The sequence below is a fragment of the Selenomonas sp. oral taxon 478 genome, from assembly GCF_001189555.1.
In the GTDB taxonomy this organism is placed as follows: Bacteria; Bacillota; Negativicutes; order Selenomonadales; family Selenomonadaceae; genus Centipeda; species Centipeda felix.
In genome coordinates, this window is the sequence record NZ_CP012071.1 from 1,552,598 (window position 1) to 1,573,459 (window position 20,862).

Sequence of the window (20,862 nt, forward strand, 5' to 3'; positions counted from 1 at the left end):
GGGATTGTGAAGATTTTCAAGAATTTGTTCGGCATCTCGTCCGAGGAGGATGAGGAGCTCGAAGAGCGGGAAGAAAAAAAGCCTGCGCCCGTGACCGAGATCGGCTCGCGCACGGGACGGCAGCGCGTTGAGACAGGGGCAAATCTCTCGGGCTTTCCCGATTTTACCCCGCCGGCAGGCGCAGCGGCAGGGGCTACGCCGATCGACAATGTCGTCGCGGCGTACCGCATGAACGTCGTGGTGATCGAGCCGCAGTCGTTCGACGATGCACAGCAGGTGGCGGTCAATCTCCAGAAGAAAAAACCCGTCGTACTGAATTTTGAGAAGACGGAAAAGAGCGTCGCGAACCGCATCATCGACTTCATCAGCGGAACGACATACGCACTCAACGGCGACATCAAGAAGATCAGCAACAATGTCATCCTCTGTGCGCCGAGCAACGTCAACGTCAGCTACTCCGAGGATGAACACCGACTGGGGGACAATATACCCTTCATGGATCGGTAGGCGCACATGAAAGGCGCATGGAAGATCGGCATCATCGGTGGCGGCGCAATGGCAGAGGCGATGATCGCGGGCATGACGGCGGAGAGGGACGTGCCATCGCCGCAGATCTATGTATCAGATCACAAGGCAGCACGGTGCTGTACACTGCATGAGCAGTATCACGTAAATGCACAGGTCGGGGCAGATGATTTTCTGCCCCGTATTGACGTTCTTGTTCTGGCGGTAAAGCCCTCTGCTGCGCGCGCGGCAATGCGGGAGACTGCGCCGCTGCTGCGCAGCGATGCGCTCGTGATCTCCATTGTGGCTGGGCTGACGATGGCGCAGATTGCGGCAGAATATCCGGGGCATCCGATTGTCCGCGCGATGCCGAACACCCCGCTGGCCGTCGGCGCGGGGATGTCCGCTTATGCGTGCAGCGACGATGCAGATGCGTCCGCACGCGAGGCTGTGAATGTCGTGCTCGGCACGGCGGGACGCGTTGTCGAGGTAAAGGAGCATGACCTCGATGCGGTGACGGGACTCTCGGGCAGTGGTCCCGCCTATGCGTTCCTCATGATCGAGGCGTTGACCGACGGCGGCGTTGCGGCCGGGCTGCGCCACGAGACGGCGTCTTTGCTTGCTGCACAGACGCTGCTTGGCGCGGCACAGATGGTGCTCGATGGGACTGCGCCCGCCGCACTGCGCGCTGCCGTGACCAGCCCTGCAGGGACGACAGCGGCGGGGCTGCGCGTAATGGAGCGCGCCGGCGTGCGCTCCGCGCTCATCGAGGCGGTTCTTGCCGCGGCGGAGCGGTCGAAAGAACTCGGCAAACAGTAACAGTTCGCAGGACGATTTCCCAAAGGAGGGGACTATGGCATCAGAACAGAAGGAGCGGATTCTCCGCTTTTATCGCGGCAGCGAAGGGGAGGAGACGGCAGTGCGCCTGCTCGACCTCGCAGAGACCGTCGTCAAGACGCGTAAATTTCGCATCAGTCCCTTTCTCGACCCTTACGGGCAGGAGATCGCCGAGACGATCCGCGCGAGCTATGATGATCTGCAGCTGGACTTTGACGGCGGCTATCAGGGGGCGGAGCGTGCGCGTGCGATGCTGCGCCATCGGGACTTTGCGGGGCGGACGGAGGATTTCGGTATCGCCTGCGTAGAGGCCACGTGGAACGGGCAGTTTGCCCGGCTCACGCATCGTGATGTCCTCGGCGCAGTGATGGGACTGGGGATTGAGCGCGAGATGATCGGCGACATCCTGCCTGCCTCCGATGCGGCGAAAATCCTCTGTGAGGCCAAGATCGCCCCGTTCCTGATTGAGAACCTGACGATGATCGGCGCGGTCGGCGTGAAGACCGTGCCTGCGGAGCTGACGGAGGTCGCACCGCGCGAGGAGCGGACGAAGGAGATCCGCGCGACGGTGGCGTCGCTGCGGCTCGACTCCATCGTCGCGGCAGGGTTTGGCATCTCGCGCAGCCGTGCGGCGGACGATATCACCGCCGATAAGGTGAAGCATAACTGGCAGAGTGCGGCGAGTGCCTCCAAGACGGTCAAGGAGGGAGATGTCCTCTCCATGCGTGGGCGCGGCCGCGTCGAGGTGACTGAGGTGCGCGGTCAGACGAAGAAGGGCCGCACGGTTGTTGTACTGCATCGATTCTTTTGAAGAAAGGCGGGAGCGCGATGCTGACACCGATGGATATTCATGCCAAGGAGTTTGGTCGGAGTTTTCGCGGATTTAACGAGAACGAGGTCAACGATTTTCTCAATGAGATCATGAAGGCGTACACGGCGGTACTGGATGAAAATGAGCGCCTGCGGGGCGAGCTGGAGCGCGAACGCTCGGCGAACGGAGAGTTCCGCCGCATCGAGCAGAGCATGCGCGAGACGCTCGTCGTCGCGCAGAAAACGGCGGAGGAGATGAGCACGAGCGCCAAGCAGGGCGCCGACCGCCTGCTTGAGACGACGGCGAAAGAGGCGCAGAACATGCGCCGCGAGGCGACACTGCAGGCAAAGGCACAGCTGGACGAGGCTGCGGACAAGGTACGCGCCATCGTGGCGGAGTACGAGCGGCTTGTCCGCGAAAAGCATCAGTTCCTGCGCCGCATGAAATCCAATGTGCAGGCAGAGCTGGCCCTCATCGAGGATGCCATTGCAGAGATGCCGGATATGGTACACGAGAAGAAGGTACCGCCTGCGCCTCCTGCACCGCCGATAAAACCGAAGGACGATGCCGTGAAGGAACAGGAGGACGATTGAAGACGATGATCGGGTGCGGAAAGGCCGCACTGCTCTTTGGCGGGACAGTAATTTTGGATCAAGCGGTGAAAGCGTACGTCGCCTCGACCATGCTGCCGGGGGAGAGCATCCCCGTCATTCCGTCATACCTCCATCTGACCTACGTGCTGAACGCGGGGGCTGCGTTCGGGATCTTTGAGCGTCAGCAGTGGCTCTTTTTGCTCACCGCCGCGCTGTTCTTCCTCGTATTCCTCTTTCTCTATCCGCGTCTCGCGCGCGGCAGCGCACTCATTCACTACGGCAGCGTCGCCTTTGCGGCAGGAGCGCTCAGCAACATGGCGGATCGGATTCGCCTCGCACACGTCATCGACTTCATTGATTTCCGCGTATGGCCGGTATTTAATATCGCGGACATCGCCATCGTGGTGGGAACGATCTGCGTTCTCTGGGCGCTCTTCGTGCAGAAGAAGGAGTTTCTTCCGTGAGCACATTTATTTCCGATCAGGCAGGGGAACGGCTGGATGTATTCCTCGTGCGGCAGCTGCCGACCCTCTCGCGCAGCTACGCACAGCGCCTCGTCGCAGAGGGACACGTAACGGTGGACGGAGAGCGGCGCAAGGCGAATTTTAAGCTGAGTGGCGGCGAGAGCGTAGCGTGTACCATCCCGCCCGCAGAGGCGGTTGAGATCCGTGCAGAGAACATCCCGCTGGATGTCCTCTATGAGGATGCGGACATTATCGTCATCAACAAGCCGCGCGGCATGGTCGTGCACCCTGCCGCGGGCGTATATACGGGGACGCTCGTCAACGCACTGCTCCATCACTGCAGCGATCTCTCGGGGATCAACGGAGACCTGCGCCCCGGCATCGTTCATCGCCTCGATAAGGATACCTCGGGCGTGATGGTTGCCGCGAAAAACGACATGGCACATCATTTCCTCGCCCGCCAGATTCGGGACAAGGAGGCACGGCGTGAGTACCGCGCCATCGTATACGGGAACATCGTCGAGCGCGCGGGCGTCATTACGGGGGACATCGGACGGCATCCGACGGATCGCAAGAAAATGGCGATTGTCCGTGAGAACGGCAAGCCCGCGACGACCCATTTTGAGGTGCTTGAGCGGTTCGGTGACTACACCTTTGTCGCCTGTCGTCTGGAGACGGGGCGGACACATCAGATTCGCGTTCACATGACGAGCATCGGACATCCGCTGGTCGGCGATACGAAGTATACGGCGAAGAAGAACCCCTTTGCCATTGCGGGGCAGGCACTGCACTCGCTGACACTCACGCTGACACATCCGCGTACGCAGGCAGAAATGACGTTCACCGCGCCCCTGCCGGCGGACATGGAGGAGATACTGCACACACTCCGAAGGAGCTGATCGCATGACTGAGTTTAGAGAAAAGGCCGTGCTGATGGATGAGGACGGCATCCGCCGCGCCCTCATGCGCATCGCGCACGAGATTGTAGAGAAAAATCATGGGACAGAGCATCTGGTGCTCGTCGGCATCCGCAAGCGCGGCGTACCGATTGCGGCGCGGCTCGGCGCAGAGATCGCGCAGATCGAGGGACGGGAACTGCCGCGCGGCGTGCTCGACATCACGCTCTATCGCGACGACCTCAACGAGCTCGCCTATCAGCCCATCGTGCACACGACGGAGATTCCCCTTGACATCACGGACAAGACCGTCATCCTCGTCGATGATGTGCTCTACACAGGGCGCACGATACGGGCGGCGATGAACGCCCTGCTCGACCTTGGGCGGCCGCGCATGATCCAGCTCGCCGTCCTCATCGACCGCGGACATCGCGAGCTCCCGATCCGCGCCGACTATGTTGGCAAGAACGTACCGACGGCATCTGCCGAGGACGTATCGGTGCAGCTTCACGACACCGATACGGAGGAAAAGGTCGTCATACGCGAGCGCGTCTGAACGCGGCGGATAGACCGCCTTCCCATTTGACAAAAAAGGGTTGTTATTACGAAGACAGAGACCTCGTAATAACAACCCTTTACCATTTCATTATGGCGGAGAGGGTGGGATTCGAACCCACGGTGCGTTGCCGCATCACCGGTTTTCAAGACCGGCTCCTTAAACCACTCGGACACCTCTCCATACACTGTATGGAATACAATACTTTTGCATTCTATCAAAAAGGCGTCGCCGCGTCAATAGCTGCGCGTTTTTTGCCGTGCACAGATGAGCGCACCGACACAAAAACCAATCAGCGCGGGCACAACCCACCCCATCCCGAGGGACGCGAGGGGAAGCGCCTCTCCTGCCGTACACAGAGCAGGCGTCCATGAAAACGCGTTCTGCAGAGCGGGCGGCAGTGCACGGAGAAAGTCGAAGAAGGCGGCCGCACTCGTGCCGACAATGCTCCACACATAGAGCGGGCGACGGTAGCCGATCAGCCCCTCGATAAGACAGAGGGCGATAAGGACGATGGCGACGGGATAGAGAAAGCAGAGCACGGGGAGAGAATACGCGATGATGCGGCTGAGGCCGACGTTCGATATGGCGAATGAGAACGCGGAGAAGATCACCGTGTATTTTGCATAGGAAAAGCTGCGCGGAAAGAGCGCGGCAAACGTGGATGCACACGCCGTGACGAGTCCGATGGCGGTCTTGAGACATGCACAGGTGATCGTGATGCCGAGCAAAATGCCGCCGTACGCGCCAAAGTAATGCGCTGCAATATGGGCGAGCACATCGCCGCCGTTGGCATCGATGTCGTAGACGGTGCGGCTTTGTGCTCCGACGTAGGTGAGCGCGAGATAGATGAGCGCCATGAGCAGTGTGCTGAGACTGCCCGAGATGATCGTGCTGTAGGAGAGATCAGCAGGGGAGGAGAGGCCAAGGCGACGGATGGAGTCGACGAGGATGCTGCCATAGGCGAGAGCAGCGAGCACATCCATCGTATTATAGCCCTCGAGCAGCCCTGTGAAAAAAGCATTCTCCGCGTACGCTCCTGTGGGCGGCATCGTCCACACGCTGCCCATCGGCGCTCTTAGTGCAGCGACGATCATGACAGCGAGGAAAAAGAGAAAGAGCGGATTCAGCACCTTGCCGATCCAGATCAGAATCCCCGACGGACGCAGGGAGAAAAAGAGCACCACGGCGAAGAAGAGCGCGGTAAAGACGAGGAGCAGAACATCGTGCAGGGCAGGGGCGACAAACGGCAGAACGCCAACCTGAAAGGAGACGGTCGCCGTGCGCGGAATGGCGAAGAGCGGCCCGATGCAGAGATAGAGCGCACAGGTAAAGAGCAGGGAAAAACGCCGCCCCACCCTGTTCCCAATCGCGGAGAGACTATCGCTCGCCGTGATGCTGATCGCCGCAATGCCGAGCAGGGGCAGCCCCACGCCTGTGATACAGAACCCGACAAGGGCAGGCAGCATCTCCATCCCCGCCCGCTGCCCCATCGATGCGGGAAAGATCAGATTGCCCGCACCGAAGACCAGACCGAAAAGGAGAGATGCGACAAAGAGATATTCTTTTTTCGACAGCCGCTGTTTCATACTGGATGCTTTCCTATCTACAAAAGAATCATAAAATTTTAATAAATTGATTATACAGGGGCAGCAGGGATTTGTCAAAAAATCTATTGGCGATCGTCCCTTTACATCCACCGAGGGAGCGGGCTATAATGCAGGGAGAGAAATAGTGGGGATTCCCCAAGATGATAAGGAGTACAGGATGAATCGAAACGACCTATGCTGGTGTGGCAGCGGCAAGAAATATAAAAAATGTCATGAGGACTTTGACGAGCGCATCGCCTCCATCCGCTACGATGTGATCAAGGGGCAGGTGCGCCCGCCGCGCAAGATCATCAATAACGAGGCGGATATCGCGGGCATCCGCCGTGCCGCCGTCATCAACGATGCGGTGCTCGACCTCATGGGGACGCTCGTCGCACCGGGCGTTGACACGGAGACGCTGGATCGTGCGGCGCATGAGTACATTGTCTCACACGGCGGCATTCCCGCCTGCCTCGGTTTTGAGGGCTTCCCCAAGAGCATCTGCACGTCGATTAACAACGTGGTCTGCCACGGAATTCCGTCGACCAAGGATGTGCTCAAAGAGGGCGACATCATCAACGTTGACTCGACCGTCATCGTGGACGGCTACTATGCGGATGCCTCGCGGATGTATCTCATCGGCAAGGTACCGGCGGCAGCGGAGCGGCTCGTCAAGGTGACGAAGGAGTGCATGGAGCGCGGCATTGCGGCGGCGCGCCCGTGGCATTTTCTCGGCGACGTGAGTGCGGCGTGCGGCGACTGGGCGCATGCCAACGGGTACTCGGTCGTTACGGCACTCGGCGGTCATGGCGTCGGCAAGGACTTTCACATGGAGCCGTACGTCCCACATGAGGGCGAGCCGGGCACGGGGATGCTCATGGTGCCGGGCATGGTGTTCACGGTCGAGCCGATGATCAATGCGGGCGACTACGATGTCACCGTTGACCGCACGGACGGATGGACGGTGCGGACGAAGGACGGGACGCTCTCTGCGCAGTGGGAAAAGACCATTCTCATCACAGAGACAGGCGCAGAGGTACTTTCATCATGACGCATTTCGATCAGCTCGGCATCTCGGAGACGCTGACCGCACTCCTCCAAAAACAGGGCATCACGCAGCCGACCCCCGTGCAGGAGCAGGCGATCCCGCCCATGCGCGCGGGGCGTGACGTGATCGCACAGGCGCAGACGGGGACGGGCAAGACACTCGCCTATCTCCTGCCGCTCCTTGCGCGCATCAAGCCGCAGGGCGCGGCGGCACAGGCACTCGTCATCGCACCGACGCGTGAGCTCGCCATCCAGATCGAGCGCGTCGCCGAACCGCTCGCCCAGCCCCTTGGTATTGGCACCGTCGTGATCTATGGCGGGGCGGATATCGAGCGGCAGAAGGAAAAGCTGCGCCGCAGTCCGCAGCTCGTCATCGGTACGCCGGGACGTCTGCTCGATCACGTACGGCGCGGAACGCTTGCGCTCGGCAGTGTGAACAAGGTCGTCCTCGACGAGGCGGACGAGATGCTGAAGATGGGCTTCATCGAGGATGTGGAGACCCTGCTCGGTGCTGCGGCACAGGACTATCAGCTCGCACTCTTCTCGGCAACGATGCCCGAGCGCATTGTGCGCCTGACCAAGCGGTTCATGACTAACCCCGCGCACATTCGTCTCGCGGGCGAGACCGTGACACTCGCCGCCATCGAACAGGTCGTCATACCCGTCAGTGCAGGGGACAAGCTCGACCGCCTCTGTGCCTCCATCAACGAGGAGGCACCCTACCTAGCAATGGTGTTCTGCGCCACGAAGGAGCGCACTCGTGCGCTCATGATGGAGCTCGCACAGCGTGGCTATCTCGTCGATGCGCTCAGCGGCGACCTCACGCAGACGCAGCGCAGTTTCGTCCTGCGCCAGTTCCGCAGTGCAAAACTGCAGATCCTCTGCGCGACGGACATTGCGGCGCGCGGACTCGACATCGAGGGCGTGACCCACGTCTATAACTACGACCTGCCGCCGACCGTGACAGACTACATCCACCGCATCGGCCGCACGGGGCGCGCAGGGACACAGGGCAAGGCGATCACACTCGTTGCGCCGCATCAGCACGAAAAACTCCGCAAGATGGAAGCTGCACTCAAAGAGCGGCTGCGTCGTGACGCAGTGAAAAAGAAACCGCGTCCGACGGAGACGACCGAGATGCAGCAACGGGTGCAGCGCGGTGAGCGGAAGCGGACAACGCCGAAAAAAATAAAGCCCAGGCCGCGCAGCAAAAAGTCCGGCAAGACTGTTACAAATCTTGGACATCGCAGCCGCAGGAAGCGGTGAATGGCGAGAGAAAATCATTTCTTTTTGGATTGCGAGAGTGGATGATGTTATGGCAGTACTGCATACAAGAGAGTCCTCCTTTGCACAGGCGAGGAGGAGGAATCTCCTCTTTGCAGGTGTCTTTTGCGGCTTGTGCTTATTGATATGGCTGTGGTGGGTGAATAACATCCTCTCCGGTCACCTGCTCCAGACGGATGCTGCTGTTCCTGTGCTCCTTGCCTTCGGTGCGGCAGGCTTTGTCGGCAAGCGCTTTTGGCACGCCTACAGGAAGTCTGCCTCAGGTGACAAGGGGGTGGAACGGGCAATGGATGTCCTGCGGCAGCTGCCGGACAGTTATCATATCCTGAGCAATGTTCAGGTGCCTGGCGCCTATTGTGGACTTGTTGTGGTTGGGCGGAACGGAGTCTTTATTATCAATACCAAGCACCACAACGGAACCATCACACCGAGCAATGGAGATTGGGGGCAGGAAAAGACGGGGCGGCGCGGCACAGACTACTCCTCCTCCATGCGGAATCCCGTCAAGCATATGAAGCGGCAGATCCATGTCTTGGCAGATTATCTAAAGTCTGTTGGGATGCATGTTTGGGTGGACGGCATTGTATTCTTCACCAATCCGGATGTAATTCTGAACGGTTGTTCGGATCACTTTACGGATCGCGGCGACGCTGTGCGTTCCTACATTCTGAACTACAGAGCACGTTTCCTGCTTAGTGATGCCGATGTGCTGCGGCTTGTGCAGCGGCTGGATCATACGAGAGCTTCTTGATGCTTTGAGCGAGCTGATTTGAATCGGTGATGAAGAGAGCAGGAAAATAATTTATTTCGTCGAATTTATATAAAGTACAGACAATTTAAAAGAGGAGGCATATTCATGATTGGGATCAAGAACGTCATTGCGATCATCTGCGGGGGTGGCCCCGCACCCGGCATCAACAGCGTTATTTCTGCCGTGGTCAGCGAGGCGACGCGGCATGGGTGGGATGTGCTCGGCATCTACGATGGGTTCTCGCGGATTGCACGCGGCGAGAAGAACTACGTGCGCCTGGAGCCCGCGAACATTAGCCGCATTCATCTGACGGGCGGCTGTATTCTGAAGATGTCGCGCTTCAACCCGACGAAGAAGGAATCCGACCTCCGCACCGTAGTCGAGACCCTGACCGAGCTCGGCGTGACGCATCTCGTCACCATCGGCGGCGACGACACGGCATTCAGCTCCATGGCGGTCTCCGAGTACGCACGCAAGATGGGGCGCACGATCAACGTCGTCCACGTCCCGAAGACCATCGACAACGACCTGCCGCTCCCCGAGGGCGTGCCGACGTTCGGCTTTGAGACGGCGCGTGCCTTTGGTACGATGGAGATCGAGAACCTCATGGAGGATGCGAGCACGACGAACAACCGGTGGTACTTCACCATCGCGATGGGACGTACGGCGGGGCACCTCGCCCTCGGGATGGGGCGCAGCGCAGGCGCGGCGATCACCATCATCCCCGAGGAGTTCTCCCAGAAAAAGATTCCGCTGCAGCAGGTCGTCGACGTGATTGTCGGCTCGATCGTGAAGCGCTACCTCACGGGGCGCAACTACGGCGTTGCCGTCATCGCTGAGGGCGTGATCGAGAAGATCGCCGAGGAGGACTTCGCCAAACTCGGCAACGTCGTCACGGACGAGCACGGACACATCCGCTACAGCGAGCTCGACTTCGGCGAGATCATCAAACAGGCGGTGCTCGCCGAGACGAAGAAGCTCGGCATCACCATCAGCGTCATCGACAAGGAGATCGGCTATGAGCTGCGCTGCACGGCACCGATCGCCTATGACATCGACTACTGCCGCTCGCTCGGCTACTCCGCCGTCAAGTTCCTCATGCAGGGCGACACGGGCGCGATCATCACGATCCAGGACAATCAGGCGGTGCCGATGCGCTTCGACGAGATTCGCGACCCCGAGACGGGCAAGACGAAGGTGCGCAAGGTCAACATCGGCTCCGTCCACTACCGTATCGCACGCGGTTTCATGATGCGCCTCGAAAAGGGCGACCTCGACGATCCGGGACTTGCGAATGCCTACCGCATGACGCAGGAGGAGTTCAAGGAACGCTACTCCTATCTCTTTGACGGCGACGCCGCAGAGTAATTTCGCCGTAGAACTGCCCAAGGACGATGGTGTGAAACGAAAAAGTTTCGCATCATCGTCCTTTTTTCTATTTTAGGTATTGACGCGCCCGCTCCTTTGCCGTATAATACCGTATTGTCAGTGCAACACACGACAGAACATCGCGGGGTGGAGCAGTCGGTAGCTCGTCGGGCTCATAACCCGAAGGTCACAGGTTCAAGTCCTGTCCCCGCAACCAATAGCATATCATGGGTAGGTGGCCGAGTGGTTAAAGGCAACAGACTGTAAATCTGTCATCTTCGGATTACGATGGTTCGAATCCATCCCTGCCCACCACTTTTTATCGCGGGGTGGAGCAGTCGGTAGCTCGTCGGGCTCATAACCCGAAGGTCACAGGTTCAAGTCCTGTCCCCGCAACCAAGTCTGTGCGCTGGTGTAGCTCAGTCGGCAGAGCGTATCCTTGGTAAGGATAAGGTCACCAGTTCAATCCTGGTCATCAGCTCCATATAACGGCGGCATAGCTCAGTTGGCTAGAGCATGCGGTTCATACCCGCAGTGTCCGGAGTTCAAATCTCTGTGCCGCCACCATTTTGCTTGATCCCCCCGCAACGGGGGTTCTTTTATGCTTTCAGGGAGCACTCCGGTGTCTCCTTAGGGAAAATGTACTTCATGCGTTGACAGCATTTTCCAAGTATGATAAATTGATACGAGTGATTTCGTGTCATGAAAACTAACAAGGAGAGTCGATATTCATGCGCAACAACATTACGCTTGAGTGCACGGAGTGCCATAGCCGCAACTATCGCACGAACAAGAACAAGAAGAACAATCCGGATCGTCTGGAGTTCAGCAAGTACTGCAAGTTCTGCCGCAAGCACACGCCGCACAAAGAGACGAAGTAAGCGCCCGCATCATGGGAAAGATTGTGAAATTCCTGCGGGAAGTCGTCGCCGAGATGAAGAAGGTCTCGTGGTCGACGCGGCGCGAGCTGGTCACCTACACCGGTGTTGTCGGCATTGCGATCGTCGTCGTCTGCGCGCTCATCTGGATCTGCGACACTATTTTTGCGCGCATCTTTCAGGTTATCCTGCATTACTAGACGGGGTGAGGGACATGGCAGACAAGGAAGAACTCAATCTCCGGCAGGCAAATCCGCATCGCGCATGGTATGTCATCCACACCTACTCGGGGTATGAGAACAAGGTCAAGGCAAACCTTGAACGCCTCATGCACTCGGCGAGCATGAGCGAGATGATCTTTAACGTCGTCGTGCCCGTGGAGAACGAGATCGAGGTCAAGGACGGCAAGGAAAAGGTCGTCCCGCGCAAGGTATTCCCGGGCTACGTCCTCGTTGACATGATTGTCGATGAGCACTCGTGGTACGTCGTGCGCAACACGACGGGCGTCACGGGCTTTGTCGGCTCGGAGAAGCACCCCATTCCGCTGACGGCGGAGGAGGCGGAACGCATCCTCTCCGGCTCGGTGGGCGGGGCACCGAAACGCCGCGCCAAGGTGGATGTCGGTGACACGGTGCGCATCATCTCGGGCGCATTCGAGGACTACGCGGGCAAGATCACGTCGATCGACACGTCGAGTATGCGTGTGCAGGTCGATGTGGACGGAACCCCACTGGATGTCGAGATCGATCAGGTCGAACGGATCTGAGATCAGATATACCGCTGATTTTTCACCGAAAGGAGGTGAATGTGGATGGCAAAGAAGGTTGCGCGTGTCGTAAAGCTGCAGGTTCCTGCGGGAAAGGCGACACCGGCTCCTCCGGTCGGACCTGCGCTTGGTCAGGCGGGCGTCAATATCATGGCATTCGTCAAGGACTTCAACGAACGCACGGCGAAGCAGGCGGGGCTCATCATTCCGGTTGAGATCACAGTCTTTGAGGATCGTTCCTTTACCTTTATTACGAAGACCCCTCCGGCAGCAGTTCTGCTGAAGAAGGCGGCGGGCATTGAAAAGGCGTCGGGCGAGCCGAACAAGACGAAGGTCGCAAAGCTCCCGCGCGCGAAGGCACGCGAGATCGCAGAGTCCAAGATGCCGGATCTGAACGCCGCATCGATCGAGGCGGCAACGTCCATGATCGAGGGCACGGCCCGCAGCATGGGCATTGAGATCACGGACTAATTGTCCGTGACCAAGTGGAAGGGCGTACGCCCGTTATGACCACGAAGGGAGTTATTCATGGCAAAGGTTGGTAAGAAATACCAAGACGCTGCGAAGCTGATCGAGAGCGGCAAACTCTACACTTCGCAGGAAGCGATGGAACTCGTCAAGAAGACGGCAACGGCCAAATTCGACGAGACCATCGAGCTGCACGTGCGCCTCGGCGTCGATCCGAAGTATGCGGATCAGCAGGTGCGCGGCGCCCTTGTCCTGCCGCATGGCACGGGCAAGACCCAGCGCGTGCTCGTCTTTGCAAAGGGCGAGAAGGTCGCTGAGGCTGAGGCAGCAGGAGCTGACTTCGTCGGCTCGGATGAGATCGTGCAGAAGATCCAGGGCGGATGGCTCGACTTCGATGTCGCTGTCGCTACGCCCGACATGATGGGCACGGTCGGCCGCCTCGGTAAGGTTCTCGGTCCGCGCGGACTCATGCCGAACCCGAAGCTCGGCACGGTCACGATGGATCTGAAGAAAGCCATCGGCGAAATCAAGGCAGGTCAGGTGGAGTACCGCACGGACAAGGCGGGCAACGTCCACGTTCCCATTGGGAAGGCCTCCTTTGATGCGGAGAAACTCCGCGAAAACTATCAGGCGATCATCGACACGCTGATCCGCGTGAAGCCGGCAGCGGCAAAGGGGCAGTACATCCGCTCCATCACCGTTGTGGCGACGATGGGACCCGCCGTCCCCGTTGCGCTTAGCTAATTTTAGCGGCGCACGGAATTTCCCCGGGCTGTAGACAGCAGGTTTGCGCAAGCATCTAACGACATAGTCGCCTGCCGAGGCCGGACGTGAATTTGAACATTCATCTCCGGCAGGATAGCAGCCGGAGATTTTTCATTGGAAAGAATAAGAGCCGTCCAGATTGGTGCGGATTTTTGTTCGAGCAAGGAGGAACACCGGACGCGCAGTTAAGTCCTGCGTGGAGGATGTTCCGACGCGGCGAGAACGGAAGGACGTGCCAAGATGAACGGCGACAAGAAAGGAGGGAAATGATTACATGGCAGATCACAAGAAAGAAGTCATCGTCGAGAAGCTGAAAGAGCAGCTCTCCTCGGCGAAAGGAGCTGTCTTTACGACGTACAGCGGTCTCACCGTTGCACAGGATACGGAGCTGCGCCGCGAGCTGCGCGCTGCGGGCGTCTCCTATCACGTCGTAAAGAACACGATGCTGCGCCGTGCGGCAGATGCGCTTGGTCTTGAGGGGCTCGATCCGCACCTTGAGGGCACGACCGCATTTGCGTTCTCGGCAGACGATGCCGTCGCTCCGGCGAAGGTCATCTGCGGCTACATCAAGAAAAACAAGCTCGACGAGAAGGGGATCCTGTCCGTCAAGGTCGGTACCGTTGAGGGCAAGGTCATCGAGACGGCTGAGGTTCAGGCGCTCGCATCGCTCCCGTCGCGCGAAGAGCTTATCGCAAAGCTCATGGGCAGCATGAATGCGCCGATCTCGAACACGGTCAACGTACTGCAGGGCGTTATCCGCAATGCCGTCTATGTGCTTGAGGCTGTGCGTGCGCAGAAGGCGTCCGCATAAACATACGATTGAGAGAGAATTTACATACTATTGGAGGTATACAGCATGAACAAGGATCAGATTCTGGAAGCCATTGAGAACATGACCGTTCTCGAACTCTCCGAGCTCGTGAAGGCAATGGAGGAGAAATTCGGTGTCAGCGCAGCTGCACCGGTTGCAGTTGCTGCTGTCGGCGGCGCTGCTCCGGCTGCGGGCGGCGAGGAGAAGACGGAGTTCACCGTCGTTCTCGCGGCAGCAGGCGACAAGAAGATCAACGTCATCAAGGCCGTTCGTGAGGCAACGGGTCTCGGCCTGAAGGAAGCGAAGGAGCTCGTTGACGGCGCACCGAAGCCGGTCAAGGAGAACATCGCCAAGGCTGAGGCCGAAGAGCTCAAGAAGAAGCTCGAAGAGGCTGGCGCAACGGTCGAGCTGAAGTAATCTAAGTTTTTTCTCTTCCCCATAACTTTCTCCGTTTGACGGGGAAGGGGGACAAATAGGGACTGTGCATGAGGTGAGAACCATCATGCACAGTCCTTTTTGTCTCTTGACGGGACTTTTGCAATAGAGTTATAATAATCATGGGACGATTGTGCGTGGCAGGTGACTGTCATGCACCGGAAGCATGGGAAGACGGTGCATCGTATGATTTTTTACGGCGAAAAGCAAAAGCCCCTGTTGGATGAAGAACGTTCCGTGTCGGAGGAGATGGATACGGGCGAGCTCGCTGCCGATGGGGACACCTACGCAGACGAGACGGCGGAAAACAGCATCTATGACGGCTGCTCGGATGAGGATCTCCTCGCCCACATTCGCGGCGAGCGCGGTGATGAGGCACTCGACTATCTCATCAACAAATACCGTAACTTCGTGCGCTCCAAGGCACGCTCCTACTTCCTCATCGGTGCAGACCGCGAGGACATCGTGCAGGAGGGCATGATCGGCTTCTTCAAGGCGATCCGTGACTACCGCCCGGACAAGCTCTCATCGTTTCGTGCGTTTGCGGAGCTATGCGTGACGCGCCAGATCATCACGGCGATCAAGACGGCGACGCGGCAGAAACACATCCCGCTCAACTCCTACGTCTCACTGAACAAGCCCATCTACGACGAGGACTCTGACCGCACCCTGCTTGACGTGCTCTCCGGTGCGCGCATCAGCGACCCCGAGGAACTCGTCATCAGTCACGAGGAATTCATCGACATCGAGCAGAAAATGGAGGAAATCCTCAGCGACCTTGAGTGGCGCGTCCTCATGAGCTACCTCGACGGCAAATCCTATCAGGAGATCGCCGTCGACCTGCATCGTCAGGTCAAATCCATCGACAATGCGCTGCAGCGCGTCAAGCGCAAGCTGGAGAAATACATGGAGTCGCGCGGGGACGAGCTCGACATCGGGACAGTCTATCGCGGACTGACGACCATCAACCGCGTGGGACGCGCACAGGAATAAAGAAACATCAAGGGACCATTGCATACCCCCATCGGCTCGCTGCGCTCGCCACTTCCCCCGCGCGGCGGGGGAAGCTAATATACCGTTATCCTAAAAGCCTTCCCCGTGGTCACGGGGAGCGGTCAACGTCAGCCAATCACACATCGCTGTCGCTCGTGTTCTTGGGACGTTTTCCCATACGACCTGTTACCCAATCAGCTTCGTCCTGTGGACTTGCTTCTTGGACAGGTCAGCAAGGGGGACCGCGCAAGCGGTGGAAGGGGCACAAAGAAGGGGCTGTTACACGAAGTTTGCGACTTCATGCAACAGCCTTTTTGTTTTATGTGAATATCATATTCTATTGCTGTCATTCAAAAAGCAGTTGAGAAATAGGAGGCATGACCATGTGGAAAAAATTTTCATCCATCCTGCTGACGGTACTGCTCTGTCTCGCCTGTGCCGTGGCGTCCGCACAGGCGGCAGAGGACAGCACACCGAGAGCGGCTGCGCCGCAGGAAAAGCCGAGCCGCATTGAACTCGTGATGATCCTCGACAGGAGTGGATCCATGCACGGGTTGGAGGCGGACACCATCGGCGGCTTTAATGCGATGATCGAGAAGGAGAAGAAGCTTGGCATCGACGTGCGCGTGACGACGGTGCTCTTTAACGACAAGATTGACCGCCTCTACGAGCACAGGGCGATCCAGAGCGTGCGCCCGCTGACCGAGCGGACGTATGAGACGGGCGGCACGACGGCACTCCTCGACGCCGTCGGTGATACCATCCTGCGCATGGAGCAGTCGGGCGCGGGGGACAGGCAGGGGACAAAGGTGATCGTCGTCATCATCACGGACGGCATGGAGAACGCGAGCACCGAGTTCACCAAGGCAAAGATCAAGGAACTCATCTCGGACAAGCAGGAAAAGGCGGGCTGGGACTTCATCTACCTCGGTGCGAACATCGACGCGGCTGAGGAAGCAGACGCCATCGGGGTGCGCAAGGCGAACGCCGTGACGTACAAGAACACATCGAGCGGTGTCCGTGCGAACTACGACGCGGTAGGCATCTACGTGGCGGAGCGCGCCAGCGGCGATAAGGAATCCGGTGCGTGGAAGGATCATGTCGAAAAGGATGAGACGAAATAAGACGGATTGACATTTTCCTCCTGACGTTGTATGCTATGTAACGTAGTACATCCCTATATACATATAATAGAACTGAATTGATGAGAGAGGCGGCAGGTCGCGTGCTTTGCCGGGAGAGTATCTATTTTTAGGAGGAATCGGAATGAAAAACTGGAAGAAAATGCTGGTCGCTTCGCTTGCGTGCTCGGCAGTCTTGGGTCTGTCCTCGTACAGCCCGGCAGAGGCTGCGTACGAGCTCAATCCTGAGGTCAAGACGGTGACACCGGCACTCATGGAGGCGTCAGAAATCGGCGTTCTGAAGTACAACAACCCGCAGATGGCGAACTACACGAACAAGGACGCCATCGTTGTTGCAAGCTTCGGTACGACGTTCAAGGACACGCGTGAGAAGACGATCGAGGCGACGGTGCGCGACATCCAGGCAGCGAACCCCGGTGTAAAGGTCGTCACGGCATTTACCTCCCATATCATCATCGACCGTATCGCGGCAAAGGAAGGCAAGCACTATCCGACGCCCGAGGAGGCTCTGACGCAGCTCAAGGCAGAGGGCTACTCCCGCGTCGCACTGGTCTCGCTCGACGTCATTCCGGGCATGGAGTACTCCTACGTCAAGGCGGTTTACAACGAGTACAAGGATCAGTTCAAGACGATGACCTGCGGCACCTCCCTCATGTACTGGCAGGGACAGGAAGATCAGGCGGACGATGTGACGGAGTTCATCAAGGCGGTCTCGACGCAGTTCCCGGCGCTGGGCAAGGATGAGGCACTCCTCCTCATGGCACACGGCACGCCGCACGTTTCCAACGCCTACTATTCCGTGATCCAGGCAAAGCTTAACGAGCTCGGCTATAAGAACGTCTACGTCTACACAGTCGAGGGCTGGCCGAGCTTGGAGACGATCCTGCCGAAGCTCAAGGAGAACCACATCAAGATGGTTACGCTCATGCCGATCATGATGGTTGCGGGCGATCATGCGCACAACGACATGGCGGGTAAGGATTCGGATTCGCACAAGAGTATCCTTGAGAGCCAGGGCTTCAAAGTCAACACCTATCTGCACGGCCTCGGTGAGAACCAGGCGATCCGCGCTGCCTTCGTGGAGCGTGCCAACGACGCATGGGATGCGCTGCAGGGACGCAAGGGGGCGGATGCAGACCACATCAAAATGATGAAGTAATACAGCGTATCAGCTCAGAGCCTGTCGCAGGAGCATCTGCTTCTGTGGCAGGCTCTTTTCTTTATGGAGATACCCTGTTATAATAAATGGCACGAAACGTAAGAGAACGGTAGACAGGAGTACGCGAATGAAGATTGCAGTCGTCGGAACGGGAATGATCGCACGCGAGGCGCTTAATGCACTGCGCATGGTGAGAGGTGTGGAGGTTCCCGTGCTCTGTGCACGTCCGCACAGCAGGGAAAAAGCGGAACGCATGGCGCAGGAGTTTGACATCCCGTATGTCGTGACCGACTACGCCGAGCTGCTCGCATCCCATGCGGCCGACTTTGTCTACCTCGGCATCGTGAACAGCGCACATTTCGACTACGCGCGTCAGGCGATCTCGGCGGGCTGGAATGTCATCGTGGAGAAACCCTTTGCCTCGACCCTCGCAGAGACGGAGGAGCTGATCGCGCGCGCCCGTGCGGCACAGAGCTATGTCTTTGAGGCAATGACGCCGCTCTATATGCCGAACTTTCGCGGCATCGTGGAGCGGCTGCCCCTGCTCGGGCTCGTCCGCCTCGTACAGGCGAACTTCTCCCAGTACTCGAGCCGCTACGACCGCTACCTCGCGCGCGACGTTGCTCCCGCGTTTGACCCTGCCTGCTCGGGCGGCGCACTCTATGACCTGAACGTCTACAACCTAGCGCTCATCATCGCACTCTTCGGACGCCCTCTGTCTGCATCCTATCTGGCAAACATCGGATTCAACGGCATCGACACATCAGGGGTGATGACCCTGCGCTACGACGGCTTTTGCGCCTCGTCGGCAGCGGCGAAGGACAGCAGCAGCCCCTCGTTCCTCATGATCCAGGGCGAGAACGGCTGGATTCGCACCGACGGCACGCCGAACGAACTGCGCTCCTTCACCATCGGCCTGCGCGGTGCGGCGCCCGAGACCTTCGCGCTGAACCGCCACGAGCACCGCATGGTGCACGAGTTTGAGGAGATGCAGCATATATATCAGCAGCGGGACTACGCCGCCGTGGAGGATGGCTTTGCCGTGACGCGTGCGGTGATGGCCGTCATAGAAAAAGCACGCCTGATGGCGGGCATCCAGTTTCGGGCGGATTGATACATGGACAATGACATGATGATCGAGATGGAACATCTCGTCAAAAAATTTCCGCATACCAATGAGAAAAAAGAGAGCGCATGGAAGACCGCCGTCAATGATGTATCGCTCTCCGTACGGCGCGGCGAGGTGTTCGGCCTCCTCGGCCCGAACGGCGCAGGCAAGACGACGATCATCCGGATGCTCACCATGCAGACCCGTCCGACGAGCGGACGCATCCGCATCGGCGGAGAGGACATCCACGCGGCAGAGCGCAGTGTCAAGGCACAGATCGGCGTCGTACCGCAGCACGTGAACTTTGATCAGGAACTCACCGTCTGGGACAATATGGAGCTGCACGCGCGCCTGCACCACATGGAGCGTGCGGAGCGCACGGCACGCATCGAGGAGCTCCTGACGGAGATGTCGCTCATGGAGGTGCGCAACGACGGTGTGCGGCAGCTCTCGGGTGGGATGAAGCGGCGGCTGCTCATTGCGCGTGCGCTCATCCACCGACCGCGTGTGCTCTTTCTCGACGAGCCGACCGTCGCCCTCGATCCGCAGATTCGCCGCCACATCTGGGATGTGGTGCACGGCATCGCAGCGCACGGCGTGACCGTCCTCCTCACCACACACTACATCGAGGAGGCAGAGGCGCTCTGCGCACGCGTCGCCATCATCAATAAGGGGCGGCTCGTTGACTTGCAGACGCCGCAGGCCTTCTGTGAGGCGCTGGGCAGACACGCCGTGGAGTGGGATGGGGCGGACGGACGCGCCTACCGCTTTTTCCATATGCAGGAGGAGGCGCGCGGCTATGCGCGCAGCATCGAGGATACGATGGCGCGTGTGCTCCTGCGCCCGACGAATCTAGAGGATGTCTTTATCGAGCTGACGGGACGGAAGGAGGGGCTCTGATGCTTGGCGATATATGGACGGTGTTCTGGCGCGACTGGATCGTGCTGCGCCGCCGCCTGAAAAAATATATCCTGAGTCGCATGGTTTCGCCGCTCATGTTCCTCATCGCCTTCGGCTGGGGACTCGGGCGGAGCATCGACGTCGGCGGCGGCTCGTACATCGACTTCCTCGTACCGGGGCTGCTCGCGATGAACTCCATGAACATCAGCTTTAACAGCATCATCCCCGTGCACGCGGAGCGCATCTACCATAAAAGCCTTGAGGAGTACCTTATCGCCCCCATCCGTCCCGATGCCTACGTCATCGGCAAGGTCGCGGGTGCCGTGCTGCGCGGACTGATCTCCTCGGCGATCATCATCGGACTGAGTTATCTCTTCGGTGCACATTTTTCCGTCACGCCGCTCTTTCTTCTTGTGCTGACGCTGAACTGTGCGATTTTCGCGGAGATTGGCTTTCTCGCGGCGATGTATATCTCCACCTACGAGGAGATGGGACAGGTCAACCTCTACGTCCTCCTGCCCATGTCGTTCCTCTGCGGGACATTCTTCTCCACGGCGGCACTGCCGGATGCAGTGCGCTATCTCGTGGAGATCCTCCCACTGACACATACGAGCTACCTCCTGCGCAGCCTCAGCGGGGCAGGGGACTACTCCGTTATCTCGCTTGCCGTCGTCGTGCTCTACGCCATCCTCGGCATCGTCGCCGGTACATGGAAATTCCGCCGACTGACTGACTAA

General features: G+C 58.7%; 25 protein-coding genes and 6 tRNA genes. 29 read left to right on the forward strand and 2 right to left on the reverse strand.

Translation table 11 applies throughout. The features are described from left to right. Positions 1-6: 6 nt before the first annotated feature. The 7 genes from ADJ74_RS07245 to pyrR are packed head-to-tail and all read left to right on the forward strand — an operon-like array spanning position 7 to position 4,661. Positions 7-507: a cell division protein SepF gene (locus ADJ74_RS07245; protein ID WP_050343099.1), complete on the forward strand. Its 501-nt coding sequence runs from the start codon at positions 7-9 to the stop codon at positions 505-507. 6 nt (positions 508-513) lie between these two features. After that, positions 514-1,323 (forward strand): pyrroline-5-carboxylate reductase, encoded by an 810-nt coding sequence (proC, locus tag ADJ74_RS07250; protein WP_050343101.1) that lies wholly within the window; start codon positions 514-516, stop codon positions 1,321-1,323. A gap of 34 nt (positions 1,324-1,357) precedes the next feature. Further along, positions 1,358-2,152, forward strand: coding sequence for an RNA-binding protein (locus ADJ74_RS07255; protein WP_050343103.1), 795 nt, complete (start codon positions 1,358-1,360; stop codon positions 2,150-2,152). A 17-nt stretch (positions 2,153-2,169) separates the two neighbouring features. Next, positions 2,170-2,745, forward strand: a complete 576-nt coding sequence (locus ADJ74_RS07260) for a DivIVA domain-containing protein (RefSeq protein ID WP_253271683.1) — start codon at positions 2,170-2,172, stop codon at positions 2,743-2,745. A gap of 5 nt (positions 2,746-2,750) precedes the next feature. Further along, entirely contained in the window at positions 2,751-3,209 is a 459-nt protein-coding gene (gene lspA / locus ADJ74_RS07265; RefSeq protein WP_050344240.1) for a signal peptidase II, read from the forward strand. Beyond that, positions 3,206-4,108 (forward strand): RluA family pseudouridine synthase, encoded by a 903-nt coding sequence (locus ADJ74_RS07270; protein ID WP_050343107.1) that lies wholly within the window; start codon positions 3,206-3,208, stop codon positions 4,106-4,108. The genes lspA and ADJ74_RS07270 overlap by 4 nt, the downstream gene beginning before the upstream one ends. A gap of 4 nt (positions 4,109-4,112) precedes the next feature. Next, a complete protein-coding gene (gene pyrR, locus ADJ74_RS07275) occupies positions 4,113-4,661 on the forward strand; it encodes a bifunctional pyr operon transcriptional regulator/uracil phosphoribosyltransferase PyrR (protein ID WP_050343109.1) in 549 nt (182 codons plus the stop codon). A 93-nt stretch (positions 4,662-4,754) separates the two neighbouring features. On the opposite strand, the gene ADJ74_RS07280 is transcribed toward pyrR, so the two are convergent. Further along, a tRNA-Ser gene (locus tag ADJ74_RS07280) sits at positions 4,755-4,843 on the reverse strand. 54 nt (positions 4,844-4,897) lie between these two features. Beyond that, positions 4,898-6,250: a branched-chain amino acid transport system II carrier protein gene (brnQ, locus tag ADJ74_RS07285; protein WP_050343111.1), complete on the reverse strand. Its 1,353-nt coding sequence runs from the start codon at positions 6,248-6,250 to the stop codon at positions 4,898-4,900. A 178-nt stretch (positions 6,251-6,428) separates the two neighbouring features. On the opposite strand from brnQ, the gene map reads away from it, so the two are divergent. The 22 genes from map to ADJ74_RS07395 all read left to right on the forward strand — a co-directional run bounded on the left by map (position 6,429) and on the right by ADJ74_RS07395 (position 20,862). Further along, entirely contained in the window at positions 6,429-7,301 is an 873-nt protein-coding gene (gene map, locus ADJ74_RS07290) for a type I methionyl aminopeptidase (protein ID WP_050343113.1), read from the forward strand. Next, positions 7,298-8,563, forward strand: a complete 1,266-nt coding sequence (locus tag ADJ74_RS07295) for a DEAD/DEAH box helicase (RefSeq protein WP_050343116.1) — start codon at positions 7,298-7,300, stop codon at positions 8,561-8,563. The genes map and ADJ74_RS07295 overlap by 4 nt, the downstream gene beginning before the upstream one ends. A 49-nt stretch (positions 8,564-8,612) precedes the next feature. Continuing rightward, positions 8,613-9,332 carry a nuclease-related domain-containing protein gene (locus ADJ74_RS07300; RefSeq protein WP_050343119.1) on the forward strand — a complete coding sequence of 240 codons (720 nt, stop codon included), beginning with the start codon at positions 8,613-8,615 and terminating at the stop codon, positions 9,330-9,332. A gap of 105 nt (positions 9,333-9,437) precedes the next feature. Further along, positions 9,438-10,700 (forward strand): diphosphate--fructose-6-phosphate 1-phosphotransferase, encoded by a 1,263-nt coding sequence (gene pfp / locus ADJ74_RS07305; protein ID WP_009442868.1) that lies wholly within the window; start codon positions 9,438-9,440, stop codon positions 10,698-10,700. Between the two features lie 141 nt (positions 10,701-10,841). Then, positions 10,842-10,917 (forward strand) — tRNA-Met (locus ADJ74_RS07310). A 12-nt stretch (positions 10,918-10,929) separates the two neighbouring features. Next, positions 10,930-11,015 (forward strand) — tRNA-Tyr (locus ADJ74_RS07315). An 8-nt stretch (positions 11,016-11,023) separates the two neighbouring features. Further along, a tRNA-Met gene (locus ADJ74_RS07320) sits at positions 11,024-11,099 on the forward strand. A gap of 9 nt (positions 11,100-11,108) precedes the next feature. Beyond that, a tRNA-Thr gene (locus ADJ74_RS07325) sits at positions 11,109-11,184 on the forward strand. 6 nt (positions 11,185-11,190) lie between these two features. Then, positions 11,191-11,267 (forward strand) — tRNA-Met (locus tag ADJ74_RS07330). A gap of 164 nt (positions 11,268-11,431) precedes the next feature. Then, on the forward strand, positions 11,432-11,581 hold the full coding sequence (gene rpmG / locus ADJ74_RS07335) for a 50S ribosomal protein L33 (RefSeq protein WP_006307107.1): 150 nt from the start codon (positions 11,432-11,434) through the stop codon (positions 11,579-11,581). 11 nt (positions 11,582-11,592) lie between these two features. Further along, the gene (gene secE / locus ADJ74_RS07340; RefSeq protein WP_009442867.1) at positions 11,593-11,778 is read left to right on the forward strand and encodes a preprotein translocase subunit SecE; all 186 of its coding nucleotides are present in this window, start codon (positions 11,593-11,595) and stop codon (positions 11,776-11,778) included. Between the two features lie 14 nt (positions 11,779-11,792). Beyond that, positions 11,793-12,344 carry a transcription termination/antitermination protein NusG gene (nusG, locus tag ADJ74_RS07345; RefSeq protein ID WP_050343121.1) on the forward strand — a complete coding sequence of 184 codons (552 nt, stop codon included), beginning with the start codon at positions 11,793-11,795 and terminating at the stop codon, positions 12,342-12,344. A gap of 45 nt (positions 12,345-12,389) precedes the next feature. Continuing rightward, the gene (rplK, locus tag ADJ74_RS07350; protein WP_006690943.1) at positions 12,390-12,815 is read left to right on the forward strand and encodes a 50S ribosomal protein L11; all 426 of its coding nucleotides are present in this window, start codon (positions 12,390-12,392) and stop codon (positions 12,813-12,815) included. A gap of 57 nt (positions 12,816-12,872) precedes the next feature. Next, positions 12,873-13,556, forward strand: a complete 684-nt coding sequence (gene rplA / locus ADJ74_RS07355; protein WP_009442864.1) for a 50S ribosomal protein L1 — start codon at positions 12,873-12,875, stop codon at positions 13,554-13,556. A 295-nt stretch (positions 13,557-13,851) separates the two neighbouring features. After that, positions 13,852-14,388 (forward strand): 50S ribosomal protein L10, encoded by a 537-nt coding sequence (gene rplJ, locus ADJ74_RS07360; RefSeq protein ID WP_009442863.1) that lies wholly within the window; start codon positions 13,852-13,854, stop codon positions 14,386-14,388. Positions 14,389-14,433: 45 nt separating this feature from the next. Beyond that, on the forward strand, positions 14,434-14,805 hold the full coding sequence (gene rplL, locus ADJ74_RS07365) for a 50S ribosomal protein L7/L12 (protein WP_050343123.1): 372 nt from the start codon (positions 14,434-14,436) through the stop codon (positions 14,803-14,805). A gap of 204 nt (positions 14,806-15,009) precedes the next feature. Beyond that, a complete protein-coding gene (gene sigH, locus ADJ74_RS07370; protein WP_039981611.1) occupies positions 15,010-15,816 on the forward strand; it encodes an RNA polymerase sporulation sigma factor SigH in 807 nt (268 codons plus the stop codon). A 383-nt stretch (positions 15,817-16,199) separates the two neighbouring features. Beyond that, entirely contained in the window at positions 16,200-16,940 is a 741-nt protein-coding gene (locus ADJ74_RS07375; protein ID WP_050343125.1) for a vWA domain-containing protein, read from the forward strand. A gap of 142 nt (positions 16,941-17,082) precedes the next feature. Next, on the forward strand, positions 17,083-18,117 hold the full coding sequence (locus tag ADJ74_RS07380; protein ID WP_050343127.1) for a sirohydrochlorin cobaltochelatase: 1,035 nt from the start codon (positions 17,083-17,085) through the stop codon (positions 18,115-18,117). Between the two features lie 127 nt (positions 18,118-18,244). After that, complete coding sequence (locus tag ADJ74_RS07385) at positions 18,245-19,231, forward strand: Gfo/Idh/MocA family protein (RefSeq protein WP_050343129.1); 987 nt, start codon at positions 18,245-18,247, stop codon at positions 19,229-19,231. Between the two features lie 3 nt (positions 19,232-19,234). After that, positions 19,235-20,125, forward strand: coding sequence for an ABC transporter ATP-binding protein (locus ADJ74_RS07390; protein WP_253271684.1), 891 nt, complete (start codon positions 19,235-19,237; stop codon positions 20,123-20,125). Next, positions 20,125-20,862, forward strand: a complete 738-nt coding sequence (locus ADJ74_RS07395; protein WP_009442856.1) for an ABC transporter permease — start codon at positions 20,125-20,127, stop codon at positions 20,860-20,862. Before ADJ74_RS07390 ends, ADJ74_RS07395 begins: the two co-directional genes overlap by 1 nt.